General features: G+C 73.2%; 23 protein-coding genes and 1 pseudogene. 15 read left to right on the top strand and 9 right to left on the bottom strand.

Annotated elements, in window-relative coordinates; genetic code table 11:
* Positions 1–30: 30 nt before the first annotated feature.
* Genes ACLQ2V_RS08430 through ACLQ2V_RS08460 form a run of 7 tightly spaced genes read right to left on the bottom strand, consistent with a single transcriptional unit; the run spans position 31 to position 7,637 of the window.
* Positions 31–654: a bifunctional 4-hydroxy-2-oxoglutarate aldolase/2-dehydro-3-deoxy-phosphogluconate aldolase gene (locus tag ACLQ2V_RS08430; RefSeq protein ID WP_425717828.1), complete on the bottom strand. Its 624-nt coding sequence runs from the start codon at positions 652–654 to the stop codon at positions 31–33.
* Positions 641–1,984, bottom strand: a complete 1,344-nt coding sequence (locus tag ACLQ2V_RS08435) for an FGGY-family carbohydrate kinase (RefSeq protein WP_425717829.1) — start codon at positions 1,982–1,984, stop codon at positions 641–643. The genes ACLQ2V_RS08430 and ACLQ2V_RS08435 overlap by 14 nt, the downstream gene beginning before the upstream one ends.
* Positions 1,981–2,952, bottom strand: a complete 972-nt coding sequence (locus ACLQ2V_RS08440) for a 1-phosphofructokinase family hexose kinase (protein ID WP_425717830.1) — start codon at positions 2,950–2,952, stop codon at positions 1,981–1,983. Before ACLQ2V_RS08440 ends, ACLQ2V_RS08435 begins: the two co-directional genes overlap by 4 nt.
* A 4-nt stretch (positions 2,953–2,956) precedes the next feature.
* Positions 2,957–3,943 carry a sugar phosphate isomerase/epimerase family protein gene (locus ACLQ2V_RS08445; RefSeq protein ID WP_425717831.1) on the bottom strand — a complete coding sequence of 329 codons (987 nt, stop codon included), beginning with the start codon at positions 3,941–3,943 and terminating at the stop codon, positions 2,957–2,959.
* Between the two features lie 28 nt (positions 3,944–3,971).
* The gene (locus ACLQ2V_RS08450; RefSeq protein ID WP_425717832.1) at positions 3,972–5,006 is read right to left on the bottom strand and encodes an ABC transporter permease; all 1,035 of its coding nucleotides are present in this window, start codon (positions 5,004–5,006) and stop codon (positions 3,972–3,974) included.
* Positions 5,003–6,556, bottom strand: a complete 1,554-nt coding sequence (locus tag ACLQ2V_RS08455) for a sugar ABC transporter ATP-binding protein (protein WP_425717833.1) — start codon at positions 6,554–6,556, stop codon at positions 5,003–5,005. The genes ACLQ2V_RS08450 and ACLQ2V_RS08455 overlap by 4 nt, the downstream gene beginning before the upstream one ends.
* 19 nt (positions 6,557–6,575) lie before the next feature.
* Positions 6,576–7,637, bottom strand: coding sequence for a sugar ABC transporter substrate-binding protein (locus ACLQ2V_RS08460; protein ID WP_425717834.1), 1,062 nt, complete (start codon positions 7,635–7,637; stop codon positions 6,576–6,578).
* Positions 7,638–8,067: 430 nt separating this feature from the next.
* On the opposite strand from ACLQ2V_RS08460, the gene ACLQ2V_RS08465 reads away from it, so the two are divergent.
* From ACLQ2V_RS08465 to ACLQ2V_RS08500, 8 genes are read left to right on the top strand one after another with little or no spacing between them, the layout of a single operon-like run.
* Positions 8,068–8,649: a glucose-6-phosphate isomerase family protein gene (locus tag ACLQ2V_RS08465; protein ID WP_425717835.1), complete on the top strand. Its 582-nt coding sequence runs from the start codon at positions 8,068–8,070 to the stop codon at positions 8,647–8,649.
* Positions 8,636–9,328 carry a deoxyribose-phosphate aldolase gene (deoC, locus tag ACLQ2V_RS08470; protein WP_425717836.1) on the top strand — a complete coding sequence of 231 codons (693 nt, stop codon included), beginning with the start codon at positions 8,636–8,638 and terminating at the stop codon, positions 9,326–9,328. Before ACLQ2V_RS08465 ends, deoC begins: the two co-directional genes overlap by 14 nt.
* Complete coding sequence (locus tag ACLQ2V_RS08475) at positions 9,325–10,263, top strand: hypothetical protein (RefSeq protein ID WP_425717837.1); 939 nt, start codon at positions 9,325–9,327, stop codon at positions 10,261–10,263. The genes deoC and ACLQ2V_RS08475 overlap by 4 nt, the downstream gene beginning before the upstream one ends.
* Positions 10,260–11,066 carry an MBL fold metallo-hydrolase gene (locus tag ACLQ2V_RS08480; protein ID WP_425717838.1) on the top strand — a complete coding sequence of 269 codons (807 nt, stop codon included), beginning with the start codon at positions 10,260–10,262 and terminating at the stop codon, positions 11,064–11,066. Before ACLQ2V_RS08475 ends, ACLQ2V_RS08480 begins: the two co-directional genes overlap by 4 nt.
* The gene (locus ACLQ2V_RS08485) at positions 11,063–11,950 is read left to right on the top strand and encodes a MurR/RpiR family transcriptional regulator (protein WP_425717839.1); all 888 of its coding nucleotides are present in this window, start codon (positions 11,063–11,065) and stop codon (positions 11,948–11,950) included. The genes ACLQ2V_RS08480 and ACLQ2V_RS08485 overlap by 4 nt, the downstream gene beginning before the upstream one ends.
* Positions 11,947–13,461: a xylulokinase gene (locus ACLQ2V_RS08490; RefSeq protein ID WP_425717840.1), complete on the top strand. Its 1,515-nt coding sequence runs from the start codon at positions 11,947–11,949 to the stop codon at positions 13,459–13,461. The genes ACLQ2V_RS08485 and ACLQ2V_RS08490 overlap by 4 nt, the downstream gene beginning before the upstream one ends.
* Positions 13,462–13,471: 10 nt before the next feature.
* Positions 13,472–14,320, top strand: coding sequence for a class II fructose-bisphosphate aldolase (locus ACLQ2V_RS08495; protein WP_425717841.1), 849 nt, complete (start codon positions 13,472–13,474; stop codon positions 14,318–14,320).
* On the top strand, positions 14,317–15,231 hold the full coding sequence (locus tag ACLQ2V_RS08500) for an NAD(P)-dependent oxidoreductase (RefSeq protein ID WP_425717842.1): 915 nt from the start codon (positions 14,317–14,319) through the stop codon (positions 15,229–15,231). The genes ACLQ2V_RS08495 and ACLQ2V_RS08500 overlap by 4 nt, the downstream gene beginning before the upstream one ends.
* A gap of 28 nt (positions 15,232–15,259) precedes the next feature.
* Here ACLQ2V_RS08500 and ACLQ2V_RS08505 read toward each other — a convergent pair.
* Positions 15,260–15,373: pseudogene (locus ACLQ2V_RS08505) on the bottom strand (hypothetical protein); the annotation flags it as partial.
* Positions 15,374–15,428: 55 nt separating this feature from the next.
* Between ACLQ2V_RS08505 and ACLQ2V_RS08510 the strand changes: the two are divergent.
* Positions 15,429–15,713 carry a hypothetical protein gene (locus tag ACLQ2V_RS08510; RefSeq protein ID WP_425717843.1) on the top strand — a complete coding sequence of 95 codons (285 nt, stop codon included), beginning with the start codon at positions 15,429–15,431 and terminating at the stop codon, positions 15,711–15,713.
* Positions 15,714–15,771: 58 nt separating this feature from the next.
* Here the strand turns inward: ACLQ2V_RS08510 and ACLQ2V_RS08515 are convergent, their stop codons facing one another.
* The gene (locus ACLQ2V_RS08515) at positions 15,772–16,110 is read right to left on the bottom strand and encodes a hypothetical protein (RefSeq protein ID WP_425717844.1); all 339 of its coding nucleotides are present in this window, start codon (positions 16,108–16,110) and stop codon (positions 15,772–15,774) included.
* Positions 16,111–16,327: 217 nt separating this feature from the next.
* Here ACLQ2V_RS08515 and ACLQ2V_RS08520 point away from each other — a divergent pair, with 217 nt between their 5' ends.
* From ACLQ2V_RS08520 to ACLQ2V_RS08545, 6 genes are all read left to right on the top strand, one after another.
* Entirely contained in the window at positions 16,328–17,146 is an 819-nt protein-coding gene (locus tag ACLQ2V_RS08520) for a helix-turn-helix domain-containing protein (protein ID WP_425717845.1), read from the top strand.
* Complete coding sequence (locus ACLQ2V_RS08525; protein WP_425718313.1) at positions 17,146–17,346, top strand: DUF397 domain-containing protein; 201 nt, start codon at positions 17,146–17,148, stop codon at positions 17,344–17,346. The genes ACLQ2V_RS08520 and ACLQ2V_RS08525 overlap by 1 nt, the downstream gene beginning before the upstream one ends.
* Before the next feature lie 112 nt (positions 17,347–17,458).
* Positions 17,459–17,944, top strand: a complete 486-nt coding sequence (locus ACLQ2V_RS08530) for a helix-turn-helix domain-containing protein (RefSeq protein WP_425717846.1) — start codon at positions 17,459–17,461, stop codon at positions 17,942–17,944.
* Positions 17,941–18,495 (top strand): PIN domain-containing protein, encoded by a 555-nt coding sequence (locus ACLQ2V_RS08535; RefSeq protein WP_425717847.1) that lies wholly within the window; start codon positions 17,941–17,943, stop codon positions 18,493–18,495. The genes ACLQ2V_RS08530 and ACLQ2V_RS08535 overlap by 4 nt, the downstream gene beginning before the upstream one ends.
* A 208-nt stretch (positions 18,496–18,703) precedes the next feature.
* On the top strand, positions 18,704–19,672 hold the full coding sequence (locus ACLQ2V_RS08540) for an aldo/keto reductase (RefSeq protein WP_425717848.1): 969 nt from the start codon (positions 18,704–18,706) through the stop codon (positions 19,670–19,672).
* Positions 19,673–19,768: 96 nt separating this feature from the next.
* On the top strand, positions 19,769–21,214 hold the full coding sequence (locus ACLQ2V_RS08545; RefSeq protein WP_425717849.1) for a magnesium chelatase: 1,446 nt from the start codon (positions 19,769–19,771) through the stop codon (positions 21,212–21,214).
* Position 21,215: the final 1 nt, after the last annotated feature.

A 21,215-nucleotide genomic window follows, 5' to 3' on the forward strand; every position in this document is an offset into this window, starting at 1 on the left:
GTCGGCGCAGGCGGCGGGAGCCGGTCGGGCTCAGCGGGCGACGGCCGCCACGCTCGCCGCCACCAGCTCGGTGACCCGGTCGAACTCGCCAGCCTTGATCGCCGCTCGGGGCACCATCCAGCTCCCGCCCACGGCCAGGACCGACGGCAGCGCCAGGTAGTCGCCGGCCGCCTCGGCGTCGATGCCGCCGGTCGGCACGAAGGAGACCTGGGCGAACGGCGCGGAGAGGGCGGCGACCGCCGGGGCGCCGCCGGAGCTGCCGGCGGGGAAGAACTTGAGCACGTCCACCCCCGCGTCGAGGGCCGTCATGACCTCCGTCGCGGTGCTCACGCCGGGCAGCACGAAGATGCCGTGCTCCTGGCAGCGTCGTACCACGGCCGCGCTGAAGCCCGGCGACACGACGAAGCGGGCGCCGGCGCGGACCGCCGCGTCCACCTGCTCGGTGCTGGTGACCGTGCCCGCGCCGACCGTGACGCCGCCGTGGGCGGCCATCCGGGCGATCGCCTCGGCCGCCGCCGGGGTGCGGAAGGTGACCTCCGCGATCGGCAGCCCGCCGGTGGCCAGCGCCTCGGCCAGCGGCTCGGCGGACGCGGCGTCGTCGAGGACGACGACCGGCACCAGGCGGTGCGCGCGCAGCAGGTCAGGCGTGTTCATGGTGTCCTCCGGAGGGTTCGGCGGTGGTCAGGCGCACCGGGACGTCGGCCCGGCCGGTGACCCCGAGCTGGGCGAGGACGGCGACGCCGAGGACGGTCGCCTCGGGCTCGTCCACGAAACTGAGTCTGCGGCCGGTGGCGTCCTGGCGCAGCCGACGCCACGTCGGCCAGCCGGCGGCCACCCCGCCGACGGTCACGTCGGTGATCTCGACGCCGGTGAGGCGGCCCAGCCGCCCGGTGGTCGCCTCGGCCTCCACCGCGAGCCCCTTGAGCAGGCTGGCCATCGCGTGGGCGCGGGTGACGTCCATGGGCAGGGCGGCGAGCCGGACGCGGCGCAGGTCGGCCTCGACCACCGCCGGGTCGACCTCGTCGACGACGTGGGCCAGCTCCGCCCAGAGCGTCGCGTCACCGACGCCGGGGTAGAGCAGGTCGTGCCAGGCCTGGTAGTACCGGCCGGCGGGGGTGGCGCGGTGCACGAAGCGCAGGCCGCCGGCCACGAAGATCCCCGTGTCCAGGCCCGGCCCGACCGCGTCGGGCAGCTCGTCGACCAGCAGCACCTGCGCCTCGGAGGTGCCCACCGAGACGTACACGTCGCCGACCGCGCGCACGCCGGTGCCGAAGGCGCCGCACATGTGGTCGTGGCCCCCGGCGACCACGGGCACCCCGGCCGGCAGCGCCCCGTCGCCCGAGGCGCGACCGACCACGGTGGCGCTGGCCACCAGGTCGGGCAGCGCCAGCGAGGTCAGGCCCAGCTCCGGCAGCGCGTCGGTGCGCAGCGCGCCCGCGCGGATGTCGAGCAGCCCGGTACGCGAGGCGTGCGAGACGTTCAGGAACACCGGGGCGCCCGCGTCGGCCAGCAGGTCCCGGGCGACGAAGTCGGCCAGCGAGGTGAAGGTGCGCGCCGCCGCCAGTTCGTCGGGCAGGTGCTCGGCCAGCCAGCGCAGCTTGAACACGGAGAACGTCTCGTCGACGTCGGCCCAGCCGCTCGCGCCGCCCAGGGCGGCCCTGGCCTGCCGGCCGTGCTCGGCGAACCAGGCCAGCACCGGGGCGGTGACCGCCCCGGCGAGGGAGAGGAGCACGACCTCCTCGCCGACCGAGCCGACGCTGACCCCGGCGAGGTCGTCCGCGCGTACCGCCGGGTCGGCCAGCAGGTCGGCCAGCAGGTCGCCGACCGCCGCCGCGAGCCGGTCGGCGTCGCGTCGCCCGCCCCACGGGTCGGGGTCGACGACGGTGGGGGCGTGCCGCAGCGCCACCAGCCGGCCGGCGTCGGTGTCGTAGCAGCCGACCTTCGTCCGGGTGGTGCCGATGTCGACGCCGATGAACTGGCTCATCCGCCGATCGTCCCTCCGGTCACCGTCACCGTGCCACGCAGCCGCTCGACCAGCGCCGGGTCGACGTCCGGGTCGAGCGAGGCGGCGTTGGCCGCGCCCATCGCCGAGGCCAGCGTCAGGGCCGCCGCCGGCTCCTCGCCCCGGCCCAGGGCGACCGCGAGGCCGGCCAGGAACGAGTCGCCGGAGCCGGTGGCGTTGACCGTCCGCACCGCCGGGGCGTCCACCGCCAGCTCGGCGACGCCGTCGGCCCAGACCGCCCCGTCGGTGCCGAGGGTCACCACGAAGGTGGCCCCGGTGCGGGCGTGCAGCTCGCGTACGGCTGCGGTGGTGGCGGCCCGGTCCGGCAGCGGCCGGCCCAGGATGCCGGCCAGTTCCTCGGCGTTGGGCTTGACCACGAGCCGCCCCGCCGGCCGGGCGGTCGCGGCGTCCTCGACGACCCGGGCCAGGGGCTCGCCGTGCGCGTCGACCAGCGCCGTGGCCCCCCGGGCCAGCGCCAGCCGGGCGACCCGGGCGTGCAGGTCGGTGGCGCACCCGGGGGGCAGGCTGCCGGTGGCGACCACCACGTCCCCCGGGGCCACCGCCGCGTCGAGCCCGGCGAGCAGTTGCTCCTGCTCGTCGGCCGTGACCTGCGGCCCGCGCTCGTTGAGCACCGTCGACCGGCCGGTGCTCCGGTCGATCACCACCGGCGTCACCCGGGTCTCGCCGGCGATGCCGACGTGCCGGTCGCGCACGCCGAGCTCGCCGCAACCGTCGCGGATCACCTGGCCGACGCCGCCGCCGACGAAGCCGTACGCCGCGACGGTCGCGCCGAGCCGCCGGGCCCCCCGGCAGACGATCAGGCCCTTGCCCCCGGCCAGGCTGCGGACCTCGACGACCCGGTTGACCTCGAACGGCCGGAACTCCTCGACCACCTGGAGTCGGTCCAGGGCCGGGTTGGGGCAGACCACGTGCAGCGTGAACGCCGGCATCGGACTACTCGGAGTCGATCTGGTAGAGGGCGTAGAGCTCCTCGTCGCTGGCGCCCAGGATCTCGTCCTCGCGCTCGCGGAAGGTCCGCACGGTGTCGCGCACCAACTCGTCGAGCCGCTCGGGCTGCGGCGGCAGGTTCATCGCCGCGTACGGGTTGCCGCCGGCGCCCAGCGGCTCCGCCGAGCAGTAGTTCTCGCCGCGCTGGAAGCCGATGGCGTAGAGGGCCATCAGCACCACGTCGAGGTCGAGCAGGCCGTGGCCGAGGGCGCGCCGGTTGCTGTCCGCCAGGTGCAGGTTGATCATGCGGTGGCCGTGGTCGAGGATCGTGGTGCCGATGTGCCGCTCGCCGCTGAGCATGTGGTAGAGATCGCCGTTGATGTGCGCGATCGCCGGGTGGTCCACCAGGTCGAGCAGCCGCAGCGCCTCGTCGAAGGTGTGCACCACGCTGGTCTCCTCGGGCCGGATCGGCTCCACCGCGCCCCGGATGCCGGCGGCGGCGAAGTCGTCGGCCACCAGGCGCATGGTACGCGCGGAGCGCTCCAACTCGTAGGAGTCCTGCACCGTGGGCCGGCCGACCGAGCCGGCGCCGAAGAGCAGGTACGAGCCGCCGACGGCCTGGGTGAAGGTCGCCTGCCGGCGGAAGTACTCGATCGCCCGGGCCCGGACGTGCGGCAGGTTGTGGGCGAACTCCTGGTCGGGGGTGACCATGCCGCAGACCCCGGAGACGGTGATGCCGTGGTCGCCGAGCACCCGCAGCGTCTCCTCGGGCCGGTAGCCGAGGTCGGGGGAGTAGAGGTTGCCGTGCAGCTCGATGTGGCGCACGTCGTTCTTCTCCAGCCGGGCCGCGGTCGCGGCCAGCTCCTCGGTGCCGAATCCCCAGTTGCTCCAGCCGAACTTCAGTCGGGGTTCCGTCGCGGTGTGCCCCCGACGGGCCTCGACGAACGCGCGGACGACCCGTTGGTCGTGGAGGCGGAAGGGTTGAGGCTTCATGGTGCGGTCCTTTCGCGGGGGGCGGAGGTCAGGCCTTGCGGCGGGCGAACTTCTGGCCCAGGTTGCGCGGGTGCAGGTGGCCCAGGTTGCCCTGGCGCCACTGGTCGAACACCGCCGCCAGGACGATGACCAGACCGATGCTGAGCTGCTGGAGGAACGGCGACAGCGCCAGCAGGATGAACGCGTTGCGCAGCACGCCCAGCAGGCAGGCGCCGAGGAAAGCGCCGACGATCGAGCCCCGGCCGCCGGAGAGGCTGGCGCCGCCGATCACGGCCGCCGCGATGACGTCCAGTTCGTAGCCCATGCCGGCCTGGGCCTCGGCCACCCCGACCTGGGTCGAGAAGACGATCCCGGCGAAGCCGGCGAGGGTGCCGATCAGGACGAAGGTGAGCACCCGGGTCCAGGCCACCGGGATGCCCCCGGTGCGGGCGGCGGCGTCGTTGTCACCGATGGCGGTGACCCGCAGGCCGAAGACGGTGCGGGTGAGCAGGAGCTGACCGAGCACGACCAGCACCAGGAAGATGATGACGCTGACCGGGATGCCGCCGAAGACCCGGCCCTGGCCGATGAAGGAGAGCTCGCTCGGCATCGCCTGCGGCAGCCCGCCGGTGATGAGCTGGGTCAGGCCGCGGGCGATGGAGAGCATGCCGAGGGTCACGATGAACGAGCTGACCCGGCCGAGCACCACGACGGTGCCGACGGCGAAGCCGGCCAGCGCGCCGACGCCGATGCCGGCGGCCGCCGCCAACCACGGGTTGGCCCCGCTGCCGTAGACCGAGCCGGCGGTGACCGCCGAGAGGGCCAGCACCGAGCCGACCGAGAGGTCGATCTCCTTAGCGATCAGGACGAAGGTCTGCCCGACGGCGATGATGCCGACGACGACCACGGTCTGCAGGACGTTGTAGAGGTTGTCCTTACGCAGGAAGTTCTCGTTCGCCACGCTGACGATCAACGCCAGCACGAGGATCACGCCGAGCAGCCCGGTTTCCTGGCGCTTGACGAGTGACAGGGCGCCGCTCTTCCAGGAGCGCTCCTGCCTTGGTGGGGCGAGAGTGGCACTCATGCTGATCCTTCGGTCGTGCCCATGGCCGCGGCGACGATGGGCTGGGGTCCGGCGTTGTTCGGGGCGTCGAGGGTCACGCGTCCACCACGGACGACGACGACGCGGTCGGCCAGCTCGATGATCTCTTCGAGCTCGGAGGAGATGAACCAGACGGCCAGGCCCTCGTCGTGGGCCAGCGCCCGCAGCGTCGCGTAGATCTCGGCCTTGGTGCCGACGTCGACGCCCCGGGTGGGCTCGTCGAGGATCAGCACCTTCGGCTGGGCCGCCAGCGCCCGCGCGAGCAGGACCTTCTGTTGGTTGCCGCCGGAGAGCGAGGTGATGGGCGCTTCGGTGGAGGCGGCCTTCACGCCGAAGCGTGCGGTCAGCTCGCGCGCCTTGGCGGTGGTGCGGCGGGGGGAGACCCAGCCGAGCCGGCCGAGGCCGGAGAGCACCCGGACGGTGAGGTTGTAGCCGACGCTCTGGGAGTGGAAGACCTCGGTGCGGCGTTCCTCGGCGACGTAGGCCAGCCCCAACCGCTGGGCCGCGCCGGGCCCGCCGATGCGCACGGGCCGGCCGGCGACGCTGACGGTGCCGCCGGTCGCCCGGCGCAGCCCGATCACGCCCTCGGCGATCTCGGTACGACCCGCGCCGACCAGCCCGGACATCCCGACGATCTCGCCGCGGCGGACCGCGAAGCTGACGTCGCTGAAGCCCTCGCCGGTCAGCCCGCGCAGTTCCAGCGCCACCTCGGCCTGTGCGATCGCCCCGGCCCGGTCGGCCATGACCTCCGCCACGACCGCCCGCTTCCGCTCGCCGGCCATCAACGCGACGGCCCGGCGCTGGTCGATCTCCTTGGGCGTGCCGGCGGCGACGAAGGTGCCGTCGCGCAGCACGATGACGTTGTCGACGATCGAGTAGACCTCGGCCAGCCGGTGGCTGACCAGCACGACCGCGACGCCCTCGTCGCGTAGGCGGGCCATCACCGCGAAGAGCCGCTCGGACTCCTCGTGGGTGAGGCTGGAGTTCGGCTCGTCGAGGAAGAGGACCTTCGGCTGGCGGGAGAGCGCCCGGACGATGTCGACCATCTGCCGGGACGCCGCCGACAGTTCGCGGCAGAGCGTCGACGGGTCGGGCAGGTAGTCGGCCATCTCCAGCCGGTCGAGCAGTTCCCGGGCCCGTTGGACGTTCGCCCCGCGTCGGGCCCGGGAGAACCCGGACCGCTCGCCGAGGTCGTAGAGGAAGAGGTTGTCGGCGATGGTCAGCTCGCTGATCAGCAGCGGCTCCTGGTTCACCACCACGACACCGGCGGCGATCGCCTCCAGCGGGCTGCCGAAGGAGACCTCCACGCCGTCGAGGGTGAGCCGGCCCGAGTCGGGGCGCATCTGACCGGAGCAGAGGCGGATCAGGGTGGACTTGCCGGCGCCGTTCTCCCCGAGGAGTCCGGTGACCTGGCCCGCCGGGAAGACCAGCGAGACATCGCGTAGCGCCTTGACGGCGCCGAACGACTTCGTCAGCCCGGCGGCCGCGAGGGCCGCCGGCCTGACGTCGTCGCCATGGGTAGTCGGTTCCATGGGGAGTGGCTTCTTCCGGTCAGGAGGCGCCCGGGGCGCCGAGCGGCTTCACCGAGGGGTCGTGCTCCGCCAGGTTCTCCTTGGTGACGAAGGGGGCGATCGCCTCCTGCTTCACCTCGGCGGGCTGCTGGCCGGTCGCCGCCGCGTTGAACAGTTCGATCGCGACGTTGTAGCCCTGGCCGAAGGCGTCCTGGCCGATCACGCCGTACATCGAGCCGTCCTTGATGGCCGCGATGTTCTCGGTGGTGATGTCGAAGCCGATGACCTTGACGGCATCCTGCTTGTTGGCGGCGGCGACGGCCTGGGCCGCGCCGAACGGGCCGCCTGCGGTGGCGTAGATGCCGACCAGGTCGGCGCTGGACTGGAGGAAGTTCTGCGCCGCCGCGAAGGTGTTGGACGCGGAGTCCTTGGCCTCGACGCCCTGGTTGACCGGGGTCAGCTTGGAGCCCTTGAGGCCGTCGACGAAGCCCTGCCGGCGCTGCTCGGAGCCGGGGGCGGTGAACTGGCTGACGATGATGCCGACCTTGCCGGCCTTGTCACCGGCGGCCTTGATCATCTCCTGCGCGGCGGTCTGCCCGGCCTTGTACTGCTCCTGGGCGTAGTTGATCGTGCCGCCCGAGCTGCCGACGCAGTCGAAGAGCGTGTTGTACGCGCCCATCTTGATGCCCTTGGCGGAGAGGCTCTTGATGTCGGCGCAGTTGCCCTCGCCGGCGATGAAGAACCCGACGCCCTTGTAGCCCTGCGCGTCTGCGGCGCGGATGGCGCTGGAGACCGTCTGCACGTCGATGTTCTCGCCCGCGACGATCCAGTCCACCTTGCCCTTGCGCGAGCCCAGCACCCGGTCGGCGTAGTCGGCACCGGCCTTCACCGAGACCCAGTACGGGTTGTTGGCGAAGCCGATCATGGCGATCTTGACCTCGGAGTCCGGCGCCTGGTCGGTGGGAACGGGTCGCCCGGCGATCGGGTCGGCCGGCTCGGTGCTGCCCGAGTCGTCGGAGCCGCAGGCGGTGGTGGCCAGGGTGACGGCCAGCAGTGCGGCGACGCCACGGACGAGCGTCTTGCCGCGTGTCCGGTTGGACATCTTTCCTCCAGGGGGTGGTGGGTGCGACGTTCCGGCGCGTTCTCGGTGCTCCGCCGGAGGGGGCCATGGCCCGTGGGCACCGGCGGAGCAGCCCTCGAGCGTTCGCGGTGGTCCCGGCAGTCAATGACCTGGGGCACACCCGATGGAGCAACACTACATTTGACGTCCCACTTGTCAACGGGAGGTTTCCCGAACGTTACTTAAGGAGGTGGAGGTAAGTAGCCTTGCTACCCCGGTTGGTCCGTCTTGTCGGTGTATATCGGTTATAGCACCCCGGCTCATTACACCAATCGGGCGAATTGAGGACTGTTTCACTACGAACCGCCCGGCCGGGCAGGCGGCGGGGGTGACTTCTTCCTGTAAGTTTGCTACAAACGAAGTCGAGAGGTGCGCCGCGCGGTCTGCGGCACCGCAAGCAGGAGGAGCCACGGTGACCACACCGCAGCAGGGACCGAGCCTGGTCATCTCCCCCGGGGAGATGCTCGGCCGCACCGGCCGCTACGAGAAGAGGCTGGCCGACCTCGGCGGGCTCTTCGCCGACGAGGCCGCGTTCGCCGCCCGCCTCGAGACCGAAGCCGACCGGGTGATCTACCACGTCGACGAGTTCCGCCCGTCGACCCGGGCCGGCGACCTGATCACCGGGATCTCCACGCTGACCCCCGGCCGGGTCGGCACGGAGTTCCACCTGACCCGGGGGCACATCCACGCCCAGCACGACCGCACGGAGATCTACCACTGCCTCGCCGGGCACGGCCTGATGCTGATGGAGACCCTCGACGGGCGCACCGTCGTGACCGAGCTGCGCCCCGGCGTCGTCGCGTACGTCCCGCCGGTGCACATCCACCGCAGCGTGAACCTGGGCGACACCGACCTGGTCACGCTCTTCTGCTACCCGGCCGACGCCGGCCAGGACTACGGCATCATCGCCCGCTCCGGCGGGATGCGGCACCGGGCCGTCGCCGACGGCGACGGCTGGCGGCTTGAGGAGAACCGAAGCTATGTCCCCCGTTGAGCTCACCGGCCACGCGCTGGCCCGCATGATCGACATCAGCGCCGTGCAGGCCCAGCACGGCCGCGCCGACGTCGAGGAGCTGGCCGGCCACGCCCGACGCGGTGACTTCGTCGCCGCCCACGTGCTCCCCTCCTGGCTGCCCGTGCTGCGCCCGCTGCTCGACGGCTCGCAGACCAACGCCGGCTCCCCGGTCGGCTTCCCCTCCGGCGGCACCGCCACCGGCGTCAAGGTCGCCGAGGCGCGCTGGCTGCTCGACGCGGGCGTGCAGGAGATGGACGTGGTGATGAACGTCGGGCTGGTCCGCTCCGGCGAGCTGGCCGCCGCCACCCGCGACGTCGCCGCAGTGCTGGCCGCCGTCGACGGGCGGGTGCCCGTCAAGGTCATCCTCGAGGTCGGCCTGCTCGACGAGGACCAGCTCCGCGCCGCGGCGCGGGCCGCCGTCGACGCCGGAGCCGCCTCGCTGAAGACCGGCACCGGCTGGCAGCCCCGGCCGACCACCCCCGAGCACGTCCGAGCCATCCGGGAGGTCGCCGGGCCGCACCGGGAGATCAAGGCCTCCGGCGGCATCCGCTCCCTGGAGCAGCTCCACGCCCTGCGCGCCGCCGGGGCCACCCGGTTCGGCATCAACACCGCGTACGCCGTCCGGCTGGTCGCCCAGGCCGGGGAGGCGACGGCGTGACCCCCGACGACCTGCGCCCGGCCGCCCGACCCACCCTCTACTTCGTCGGCGTCAGCACCGCGTCCTCGGCGATCCACCGGGTCTTCGCGGCCTGGCGTCCCCTGCTCGACCTGACCGAGGTCGACCTCGTCGGCATCGACGTGCCCGTCGGCGCCGACCCGGCCGCCTACCGGCGGGTCGTCGCGCACCTGCGTGACGACCCGCTCTCCCGGGGCGCCCTGGTCACCACCCACAAGCTCGACCTCTACGCCGCGAGCCGCGACCTGCTGCGGCGGGTCAACGACGACGCCGGGCGGCTGCGCGAGGTCAGCGCGCTGGTGGCCCGGGACGGCTGGATCGACGGTCTGGCCCTGGACACCGTCACCAGCCGGCTGGCCCTGCGCTCCATCGTCCCCGACACCGCCGGCCGGGACGTGCTGGTCATGGGGGCCGGCGGGGCCGCGCTCGCGCTCTGCGACTACTTCGCCCACCGGGCCGGCGACGACGCGCCCGGCCGGGTCGTCGTCACCGACATCGCCGACCGGCGACTCGACGCCCTCGCCGCCGAGGTCGCCACCGGCAACCCGGCGATCACCTGGCAGACCCACCGGTTGGCCCCCGGCGAGACGCACGACGCCCTCGTCGCGGCGCTGGCCCCCGGCGCGCTCGTGGTCAACGCCACCGGCATGGGCAAGGACCGCCCCGGCTCGCCGCTGAGCGACGACGCCACCTTCCCGCACGGCGGGTACGCCTGGGAGTTCAACTACCGGGGCGAGCTGGACTTCCTGCGCCAGGCGCGGGGCCGCGCCGAGGCCGACGCGCTGACCGTCGCCGACGGCTGGCGGTACTTCGTCCACGGCTGGACCCGGGCGATCGACGCGGTGTTCGACCTCGGCATCCCCACCGAAGGCCCCGGCTTCGAGCGGCTCTACGACGCGGCCCAGGAGGTGCGATGACACTGCGGGCGCGGTGGCTCGGGCAGGCCGGGTTCCAGCTCACCGTCGGCGACGGCGACGACGCGGCGCACCTGCTGGTCGACCCGTACCTGTCGGACTCGCTGGCCCACAAGTACGCCGGCACGACGTTCCCGCACGTCCGGCTCCTGCCGCCGCCGGTGACCCCGGCCGGGCTGCCGCCGCTGCGGGCGGTGCTCTGCACGCACGCGCACACCGACCACATGGACCCGGACACCCTGGTCCCGCTGCTGGCCGCCCAGCCGCAACTGCGGCTGGCCTGCCCCCGCGCCGTCCTCGCCGAGGCGCTGCGCCGCAGCGCCGCCGACCGGTCCCGGGTGGACGGCCTCGCCGCCGGCGACCGGATCTCCTACGGCCCGTTCACCGTCACCGCGCTCCCCGCCGCCCACGAGGAACGCCGCCGCGACGACCGCGGCGACGACCACTTCCTCGGCTACGTCGTCGAGGCCGCCGGGACCCGGGTCTACCACTCCGGCGACTGCGTGCCCTTCGCCGGGCAGGCCGAACGGCTCGCCGCCCTCGCCGTCGACGTGGCGCTGCTGCCGGTCAACGGCCGCGACACCCACCGGCTCGCCCACGGGGTGCCCGGCAACTTCGACTTCGCCGAGGCCGTCGAGCTCTGTGCGGCAGCCGGCATCCCCACCCTGGTGCCACATCATTGGGGCATGTTTGACTTCAACACCGCCGACCCGGCCACCTTCGACCTGACCGCCGCCGCCCGCCGGGGCGTCGCGGTGCGGGTGCCCCGCCACGCCGGCACCTGCCACCTCGAGGCCACCCGATGAACGCCGGCACGGTGCTGGAACGCATCAACCAGGGCCTGGAGACGCTGCGGCGCTCCGAACGCAAGGTCGCCGACGTCGTCCTCGCCGACCCGCACGGGGTGGTCCGGATGACGCTGGCCGAGCTCGCCGAGGCGGTCGGGGTCAGCCAGCCGACCATCGTCCGGTTCGCCAACGCGATCGGCTGCGACGGGTTCCACGACTTCCGCATCCAGCTCGCCCAGAGCGTCGCGCTCGGCATCCCCGCCACCCAGTCCGTGATCGAGGCCCAGGACGGCACGGCCACCCTGGTCAGCAAGGTCTTCGACTTCTCGATCACCTCGCTGGACCACGTGCGACGCCACCTCGACCCGCATGCCCTGGACCGCACGGTGGAGGCCATCACCGCCGCCGGGCGGGTCGTCTTCATCGGCCTCGGCGCCTCCGGGATCGTGGCCATGGACGCGGAGCAGAAGTTCCCGCTGCTCGGGGTGCCGTGCTCCGCGCCGATCGACACCCACCAGCAGTTCATCGCCGCGGCGACCAGCACCCCGCAGACGGTCCTGGTGGCCATCTCGAACACCGGCCGCACCGCGTCGATCCTGGACACCGTCCGGCTCGCCCGGGAGCGGGGGGCGACCGTGATCGGCATGACCGGCGGCCCGTCGCCGCTGGCCGAGCTGAGCCACATCGCGCTGATCGTCGAATCCCTCGACAACACCGACGTCTACACCCCGACGATCTCCCGGCTGGCCCAGCTCGTCGTCATCGACACCATCGCCACCATGGTCCTGCTGCGCCGGGGCGAGCCCGCGCTGCACGACGTACGGGAGATGAAGAGCCAGCTCGCGCAGATGCGTACCGCAACGCCCCACCAGGGCGGCACCGGCGACGGGGCGGGCCGATGAGCGACGTCGCACTCGCCTTCGACCTGGGCACCGGCGGCTGCAAGGCCGCCCTGGTCGACCTGACCGCCCAGGTCGTCGGCACCGCGTTCGCCCCCTATCCCACGACCTACCCGGCCCCCGGGCGGCACGAGCAGCGCCCCGCGCACTGGTGGACGGCGGTCGTCGAGTCCTCCCGGGAACTGCTGGCCGCCGACGCCGGCCGGCACCGGGTCGTCGCCGTCGGGCTCTCCGGGCACAGCCTGGCGATGGTCCCGGTCGACGACGCCGGCACGTCCCTGCTGGACTCGGTGCCGATCTGGTCGGACACCCGGGGCGAGGACGCGGCGGCGGCGTACTTCACCGACGCCGACGAGACGGACTGGTACGCGCGCACCGGCAACGGCTTCCCCCGCGGCATGTACACCGTCTTCAAGGCCGCCTGGCTGCGCGCCGCGCACCCCGACGTGGCCGCCCGCACCACCGCGATCCTCGGCAGCAAGGACTGGATCAACGCCCGGCTCACCGGCGTGCAGCGCACCGACCCCAGCTACGCCTCCGGCAGCGGCGCCTACGACCTGCGTACCCGGCGGATGCTGCCCGACGTGCTGAGCGCCCTCGGGTTGCCGGCGCGGTGGTGGCCCACCGTGGTGCCCGCCGCCGAGGTCGTCGGCCGACTCACCGCCGACGCCGCGACCGCCACCGGGCTGCCCGCCGGGACCCCCGTGGTCGCCGGCGGGGTGGACAACTCGTGCATGGCGCTCGGGGCGGGCCTCGACCACGCCGGTGGCGCGTACCTCTCGCTGGGCTCCTCGAACTGGGTCACGGTGGCCGCCGCCGACCCGGTGCTCGACCCGGTCGGGCGGCCGTTCGTCTTCGACCACGTCCTGCCCGGCCTCTACATCTCGGGCCTGTCGACCTTCGGCGGCGGCAGCAGCCTGAGCTGGCTGGCCGGCGTGCTCGGCCGCGACGGCGACCTCGACGCCCTGCTCGACTCCGCCGCCGCCGTGCCCATCGGCGCGGACGGGCTGACCTGCGTGCCCACCCTCGCCGGCGGCACCGTCGCCGAGGGCGGGCCGGGCGTGCGCGGCGCGTACCTCGGGCTGGACCTCGGGCACACCCACGGCCACCTGGCCCGCGCCCTGATCGAGGGCATCGGCTTCAGCCTCGCCGACGCGGCCCGGTCGATGCTCGCCGCCGTGCCCGCCGCCCCGGAACTCACCGCGATCGGCGGCGGGGCCCGGGGTGAGCTGATGCTCCAGGTCCTCGCCGACCTGATCGGCCGGCCGATCAGCCGCCCGGACGCCGCCCAGCACGGCGCCGCGCTCGGCGCGGCGACCCTCGCGCTGCTCGGCACCGGGGCGTGGGCCGACACCGCGCCCCTGGGCGCGGCCCGGCGCGCGGCGCTGCGCGTCGAACCGCGCCCGGACCTCGCCGCCGCCTACGCGCTGCCCCGCGCCCGCTTCGACGCCGCCCGCGCGGCGACCCGCGCCCACGCGGCGGCGACCACCGACCCGCCCCGCACCACGACATAGGAGAACCGCCGTGCCCCTCGCCGATCCCCGCCCCCTCCTCGCCGCCGCCCGCAGCGCGCGGCACGGCGTGGGGGCGTTCAACGCCACCCTGCTGGAACACGCCGAGGCGCTGATCGCCGGCGCGGAGGCGGCCCACGCCCCACTGGTGTTGCAGATCAGCGAGAACGCCGTGCGCTACCACGGCGGCCTGCGCCCCCTGGCGCTGGCCGCGCGGGCGCTCGCCGAGGCCGCCACCGTCCCCGTGGTGCTGCACCTCGACCACGCCGAGGACGTCGACCTGGTCCACCAGGCGGTGGCGCTCGGCTTCACCTCCGTGATGTACGACGGCTCCCGGCTGCCCGACGACGAGAACCGGGCCACCACCCGCCGGGTCGTCGCGCACTGCCACGCCCACGACGTCGCCGTCGAGGCCGAGCTCGGTGAGGTCGGCGGCAAGGACGGCGTGCACGCCCCCGGGGTACGCACCGACCCCGACCAGGCCCGCCGCTTCTGCGCGGAGACCGGCGTCGACTCCCTCGCCGTCGCGGTCGGCACCTCGCACGCGATGGCCTCCCGGGATGCGGTGGTCGACCTGGACCTGGTCGCCGCGATCGCCGAGGCGGTGCCGGTGCCGCTGGTGCTGCACGGCTCCTCCGGCGTCGACGACGCGACCCTGCGGGCCGTGGTGACCCGGGGGATGACGAAGGTCAACATCGCCACCCACCTCAACAAGGTCTTCACGGCCGTGGTGCGCGAGCGGCTCGCCGCCGACCCCAAGCTGCTGGACGCGCGCAAGTACGTCGCGCCGGCCCGCGACGCCATGGCGGCCGAGGTCGCGCGCCTGATCACCCTGCTCGGCCCGCAGGAGGTGCGGTCGTGAGCGCGCCCCGGGTCCTGGTCACCCCCCGGTCGATGTCGGCACCGGGCTCGCCCGCCGTCGACCGGCTCCGGGCCGCCGGCCTGGACGTCGTCACCCCCGCCCCCGGGCGGCAGCCCACCGCCGCGGAACTCGCCGCCGCGCTGCCCGGCGTCGTCGGCTGGATCGCCGGCGTCGAGACGATCGACGCGGGCATCCTCGCCCACGCCGACGCGCTTAAGGTGATCAGCCGCAACGGCGCCGGCCGCGACGCCATCGACGGTACGGCGGCCGACGCGGCCGGCGTGCAGGTCCTCACCGCCCGGGGCGCAAACGCCCAGGGCGTCGCCGAGCTCGCACTCGCCCTGGCCCTGATGGGACTGCGCGGCCTGCCCGAGGCCAGCGCCGCCCTGCGGGCCGGCCGGTGGCAACGCGGCGTCGGCCGGGAGGCCGCCGGCCGTACCCTCGGGGTGGTCGGTTTCGGGGCGATCGGCCGCCGGCTCGCCGGCCTGGCGCGCGGCCTGGGCATGCGGGTCGTGGCGCACGACCCCTTCGTCACCGACGGCGGCGACGTGCCGCTGCTGCCGCTGGCGGAGCTGCTGCGCGGCAGCGAGATCGTGTCGCTGCACGTCCCGCCGTCGCCGGCCGGGCCGCTGCTCGGGGCCGCCGAGTTGGCCCTGCTCCGCGACGACGCGGTGCTGCTCAACACCGCCCGGTCGACGTTGGTCGACGAGGCAGCGCTGCTGGCGGAGCTGAACGCCGGCCGGATCGCGCTCTACTCGGTGGACGCCTTCGACCGGGAGCCGCCGGAGCCGTCGGCCCTGCTCGCCCACCCCCGGGTGGTGCCCACCCCGCACCTGGGCGCGGCGACGGCCGAGAGCGTCCGCCGGGCCTCCGACGCCGCCGTGGAGAACCTGCTGGCCGCCCTCGGCTGATCAGGAGACCCGCACCAGCGGCCCGGTTGGTGAGATTGGCGCTGCTGATCAGCGCCACCTCCGTGTCGGCGGCGATGAACTTCGCGTGCAGGGCGGCGGATGGGTTCCGCCGGCGGCCCGTCGTGCGGCGGGCCAGTGCCAGAACGTCGCCCGGCGGGGGGCGTCCACGTGGTCAGTAGGCGGGCCCAAGCGGCGACGTGAGCGCTGGGCGGCTCTACCAGGTCAAGGAGCGACTGGCCGAGCTTGAGTTGGCGACCGCCGACTGGGAAACGACCAAGGATGGGACCCCGCACTGGCGGAGCAAGGTAACGCCGGAGAGCGAGAGCCGTAAAGCGCTCTGCTACTTCAACGACACCGACGGCGTGTCGCGGCTCTTCGAGTGGCACGCGCGGCTCACGCCGGGTGCGGGCCGGCTGCACTTCCGGATGGAACGGTCCCAGCAGCAACTCGTGATCGCCTACATCGGTGGCAAGCGGGTCTGACGGCCGGGGGTTGGGGGCGTGCCGAAACGCCCCCGCGTGCCGGTGGCGGCAGCGTGGCTCATCCGCCCAGCGGCTGTTCTGCGGGGACCAGGACGGTGCTGCCGGACCAGTCGATGACCTCGTTGACGAAGGCCTTGTAGGGCTCGTCCTCCTCGTCCAAAGTCGAGTAGCTCGCGGTGTAGCGGCCGAAGCTGTATCCACCGGCCGCCAGGGTGGCCAGCGCCCAGGGCCGGAGCTGGTCGCGCAGCTTGTCCGGGGCCAGCCGGTTGATCGGCACCCGGATGACGCCGAGCAGGTCGTACCACTCGTCCGGGGTGCCGGCGTTGACGACCCGGCAGAGCGAGAACGCGTGCCGTACCTGCGGTTCCTTGGAGATCCAGGTGACCTGGTTGAACATGTCGCCTCCTGCTGCTTGGAAGGGCTTCACGAAGCAGCATTGCCGACCACGACGCTTATATCAAGAGGATATATACTCGCGTGTCGTTCGACTATGGTCAGCAACGTGGCACCGACAACTACCGAATGGAGTTGAGATGGCATCGAGCGCTTCAAGGACACGCCGTAGGTCGACACCGCCGCCCGCGTCGCCCACCGTGCAGGCGTGGGAGCTCGGGATGCGGCTGCGCGAGCGTCGCGAAGAGGTGGGCATGACGGCCGTCGCGGCGGGCCGCGCCAGCGGCATCACGCAGGCGTACATCTCGGGGGTGGAGGCCGGGCGGGTCAAGCTGCCCGCCGACCGGCTGGCCCAGCTCGTCAAGATCTACGAGATCGACTCTGCCGATGCTGGCGAGCTGGAGGAGCTGCGGGTCGGTGCCATGCAGCGGGCCTGGTGGCACCAGTACTCGCAGCTCTTCCCCGCCGACTTCCTCCGCTTCCTCGGCTACGAGGCGGGCGCCGAGCACGTCCGCAGCTATCAGAACGAGTTGGTGGACGGGCTGTTGCAGACCGAGGAGTACGCCCGCGCGGTCATCCGGGGCGGTAACACCTACGTCCGGCTGACCGAGATGGACCGGCGGGTCGCGGTGCGGCTGGCGCGGCAGCGGCGGCTCGACGGTGACCACCCGCTGCGCCTGACTGCCGTGATCACCGAGGGCGCGCTGCGGCAGCAGGTGGGCGGTCCGGAGGTGATGCGCGCCCAGCTCGACCACCTCGACCGGCTGTTGACCGAGCGCCCGGAGCAGATCGAGCTCCGGGTGATGCCGTTTTCCGCCGGGGCGCACCCCGCGCTCGGCAGTCCGTTCCAGATCCTGTCGTTTCCGTCGCCCCGGCTGCCCGAGCTGGTCTGGCAGGAGGTGCTCACCTCCAGCGACATCATCGACCAGTCCAGCCGGGTCGCGGACTACACCATGACCTTCGCCGAGGCGCGGGAGCGGGCGTTAAGCTCGGCGGAGTCGCTGGTGCTGATCCGGCGGATCGCCAAGGAGATGACGTGATGGCCCCTCGCCTCACCCCCGATCGTGGCTGGTTCAAGTCTTCCCGCAGCGCCAACAACGCGGCCTGCGTCGAGGTGCGGTTCGTCGATGGCTCGGTGGGCGTCCGCGACACGAAGGACCGCACCGGCCCGGCGCTCGCCTTCGACGGTCGCTCCTGGGCCACCTTCCTGAGCGGGCTCAAGGCCGAGGCGAGCAGCTGACGTCCCTTGCCGGCGCGACAAACGTCTGGTCTGCTTTGCCTGGTCCTTGCTATCGTTTTTTTCGTATCAGGGAGTACGATGGGTAACTTAGAGGTGTCCGGAGGGTGATGTTGTGACCGTGTTGCCCGCAGGCGGAGTGGAACCCGACGGCGAGGAACTCAGGCGTTTTGCCGGACGGTTTCTCGGCGGGCGGCGATTGCAGCTGATCATCGATGGATCAGAGCCGGTGGACGTGCCGCCCGTGGTGGGCGAAGCGCTGGCCGAGGTGGTTTCGATCTTGGGGCGCGGGCGACCGGTGCGGGTGATGCAGGAGAACACCGAACTCTCTACCGGAGAGGCTGCCGCGATCCTCGGGGTGACGAGGCCGACCGTGGTCAAGCTGATGAATGACGGTGCGTTGCCCTACACCCGCCCAAACTCGAGTCGCCGCGTTGCCCTGCACGACGTGTTGTCCTACAAGGAGCAGCGCTCGAGGGCCCGGCGCGAGGCGTTGGACGAGCTCACTGGGGACGCGATCGACATGGGCGTCTACGACGAGGCGATTCGGCGCGGGCGCGAACTGTCGGACGAGCAGCCGGGGCGTGGCGGCGACCGATGATCGTAGCCGTGCTGGATGCCTGCGTTCTCGTACCCAGCGTCCTCGCGGACACCCTTCTGCGTTGCGCCGAGCAGGACCTGTATCGCCCGGTCTGGTCTGAAACGATTCTCGACGAGGTACGCCGAAACCTGCCGCCTTCGGTTCGCGGCGCGAAGGCTGAGCGTCGGATCGACGTCATGCGGGAAAATTTTCCGGAGGCGCTGGCCTCTGGGTACGAGCGACTTATCAATCAGATGAGCAACGATCCCAAGGACCGCCATGTGCTCGCCGCCGCTGTAGCGGCAGACGCGGAGGCAATCGTCACCGCGAACCTCCGCGACTTTCCCGAAGACGCACTCGCGCCTTACGGCATCGAAGCACTGCATCCGGATGACTTCCTCTGTGCCCTGCTGGACGCCGTCCCGGATCAGGTCGTGGAGATCATCACGCAGCAAGCGGAGGCTACGGGGAGGGGTGGGCGACCGAGACTGACCGTCGACAACATCCTCGGCGGCCTGGCGGGATGCCGGGTCACCCGGTTTGCTCACCGAGTGGCCCGCTCTTACCCCTGAGCCCAGAACTGCCACCCCTCCGGGGCCGGCGGCCACGACGGATCGGGCCGCCAGCCAAGCGGCGGAGTCCACACGGCCGCCGGGGGTGGTGGCCACCGGGGGTACGACGAACCGCCGCAGAGGAATGTGACGAGCACTGCGGGGCCGCCGGGCGTCGGCAACCGCATGACACCCCGTGGAAGCACAAGAGGGCGAGTAGCGTTGGAAAATGCGCTTCGTTGATCTCGACACCCCCAAGCCCATCTCCAAGATCGGCCTCGGTACCTGGCAGTTCGGCTCCAAGGAGTGGGGCTACGGTCCCGACTACGAGCGCCGCGCCGCCGACATCGTCCGGCGGGCGCTCGACCTCGGGGTCACCCTCTTCGACACCGCCGAGCTGTACGGCTTCGGCCGCAGCGAGCGGATCCTCGGCGCGGCCCTCGGCGACCAGCGGGAGAAGGCCGTGGTGGCCAGCAAGATCCTCCCGGTGCTGCCGATCGCCCCGGTGGTGCAGCAGCGGGCGGTCGCCTCGGCGGCCCGGCTCGGCGTGCGCACCATCGACCTGTACCAGGTGCACCAGGCCAACCCCGTGGTCGCCGACACCACCACCATGCGCGGGATGCGCGCGTTGCAGGACGTCGGCCTGGTCGGCGAGGTCGGGGTGAGCAACTACGGCCTGCGCCGCTGGCGGTTCGCCGAGGCCGCGCTGGGCCGGCGGGTGCTGAGCAACCAGGTCCGCTACAGCATGGTCGACCGCGCCCCGGAGGACGACCTGCTGCCGTACGCGGAGCAGGCCGGCCGGATCGTCATCGCCTACAGCCCGCTCGCCCAGGGCTTCCTCTCCGGCCGCTACGACGCGCAGAACCCGCCGAGCGGGGCGGTGCGCCGGGCCAACCCGTACTTCCTGCCGGTAAACCTGGAGCGCGGCGCGGCGCTCATCGGCACGCTGCGCGAGGTCGCCGACGCGCACGACGCCACGCCCAGCCAGATCGCCCTGGCGTACCTGCTGCGGCACCCGAACGTGGTGGCCATCCCCGGCGCGTCCGGGGTCGAGCAGATGGAGCGCAACGCCGCCGCCGCCGACATCGATCTGGCCGCCGACGAGTACGCGGCGCTGGCCGCCGCCGCCCGCGCGTTCCGGCCGGTAACCGGCCTGGCGGCGGCGCCGAAGCTGCTCCGCGCCCGCTTCGGCGGGTAGGGCGCGGCTGCGGGGCGCCCGCCCGCCGGTGATCCGGCCGGCGGGCGACCCGCCGGCATCCCCCGCCTCGGTGCCGGCCGCGCTAGCGTAGGTCGGGTGACTGAGCCCAACCACGTTGTTCCGGTCCCGCCCGCCGACCTGCCCGCCACCCTCGGCGCGCTCCGGGCGGCCGGGCACCGACACCGCACGGTCAAACAGGAGCTCCGCGACAACCTCCTCGCCCGGATGCGCGCGGGCGAGGAGCGCTTCCCCGGCATCGTCGGGTACGACGACACGGTGCTGCCCGAGGTCGAGCGGGCGCTCCTGGCCGGCCACGACATGGTGCTGCTCGGCGAGCGCGGCCAGGGCAAGACCCGGCTGATCCGGGCGCTGGTGGGGCTGCTCGACGAGTGGACGCCCGTCATCGCCGGCTCGGTGCTCAACGAGCACCCGATGCGCCCCCTCACCCCGGCCTCCCGCGCCCAGGCCGAGGCAGCCGGCGACGACCTGCCGGTGGCCTGGCTGCACCGCAGCATGCGATACGGCGAGAAGCTCGCCACCCCGGACACCAGCGTCGGCGACCTGATCGGCGACGTCGACCCGATCCGGGTCGCCCAGGGGCGCACCCTCGGCGACCCCGAGACGATCCACTTCGGGCTGGTGCCCCGCACCAACCGGGGCATCTTCGCCGTCAACGAGCTGCCCGACCTGGCCGAGCGGATCCAGGTGGCGCTGCTCAACGTGCTGGAGGAGCGCGACATCCAGATCCGCGGCTACCAGCTGCGGCTGCCGCTGGACCTCTTCCTGGTGGCCAGCGCCAACCCGGAGGACTACACCAACCGGGGCCGGATCATCACCCCGCTCAAGGACCGCTTCGGCGCCGAGGTGCACACCCACTACCCGATCGAGCTGGAGCTGGAGCTGGCGCTGATCCGGCAGGAGGCCGAGCCGGTCGCCGAGGTGCCGGAGCACGTGCTGGAGGTGCTCGCCCGGTTCGCCCGCGCGGTGCGCGAGTCGCCCTCGGTGGACCAGCGCTCCGGCGTCTCCGCCCGCTTCGCCATCGCCGCCGCCGAGACGGTCGCCGCCGCCGCGCTGCGCCGCTCCGGGCTGCTGGCCGCCGGCCCCGACGGGGTCTTCGAGGAGCCCGTGGCCCGGGTGGGCGACGCCCTCTCGGTGACCTCCACGCTGCGCGGCAAGGTCGAGTTCGAAAGCGGCGAGGACGGCCGCGAGGTGGAGATCCTCGCCCACCTGCTGCGGGCGGCCACCGCCGAGACGTACCGGGCCCGGCTGGCCGGGCTGGACACCTCCGGCTTCACCGCGCTGGTGGACGACGGCAAGGTGATCGAGACCGGCGAGCTGGTCTCCTCGGCCGAGCTGCTGCGTCAGGTCGGCACCGTGCCGGGGCTGGCCAAGGCGCTCGACCGGCTCGGGATGGGCGACGCACCGACCCCGGCCCAGGCGGCGGCCGGCATCGAGTTCGTCCTCGAAGGGCTGCACCTGACCCGCCGGCTCGGCAAGGACGTCGACGAGACCGGGCGCACCGTCTACGGCGGCCGGGGCTGAG

This window comes from Micromonospora sp. DT233, from assembly GCF_049841815.1.
In the GTDB taxonomy this organism is placed as follows: Bacteria; Actinomycetota; Actinomycetes; order Mycobacteriales; family Micromonosporaceae; genus Micromonospora.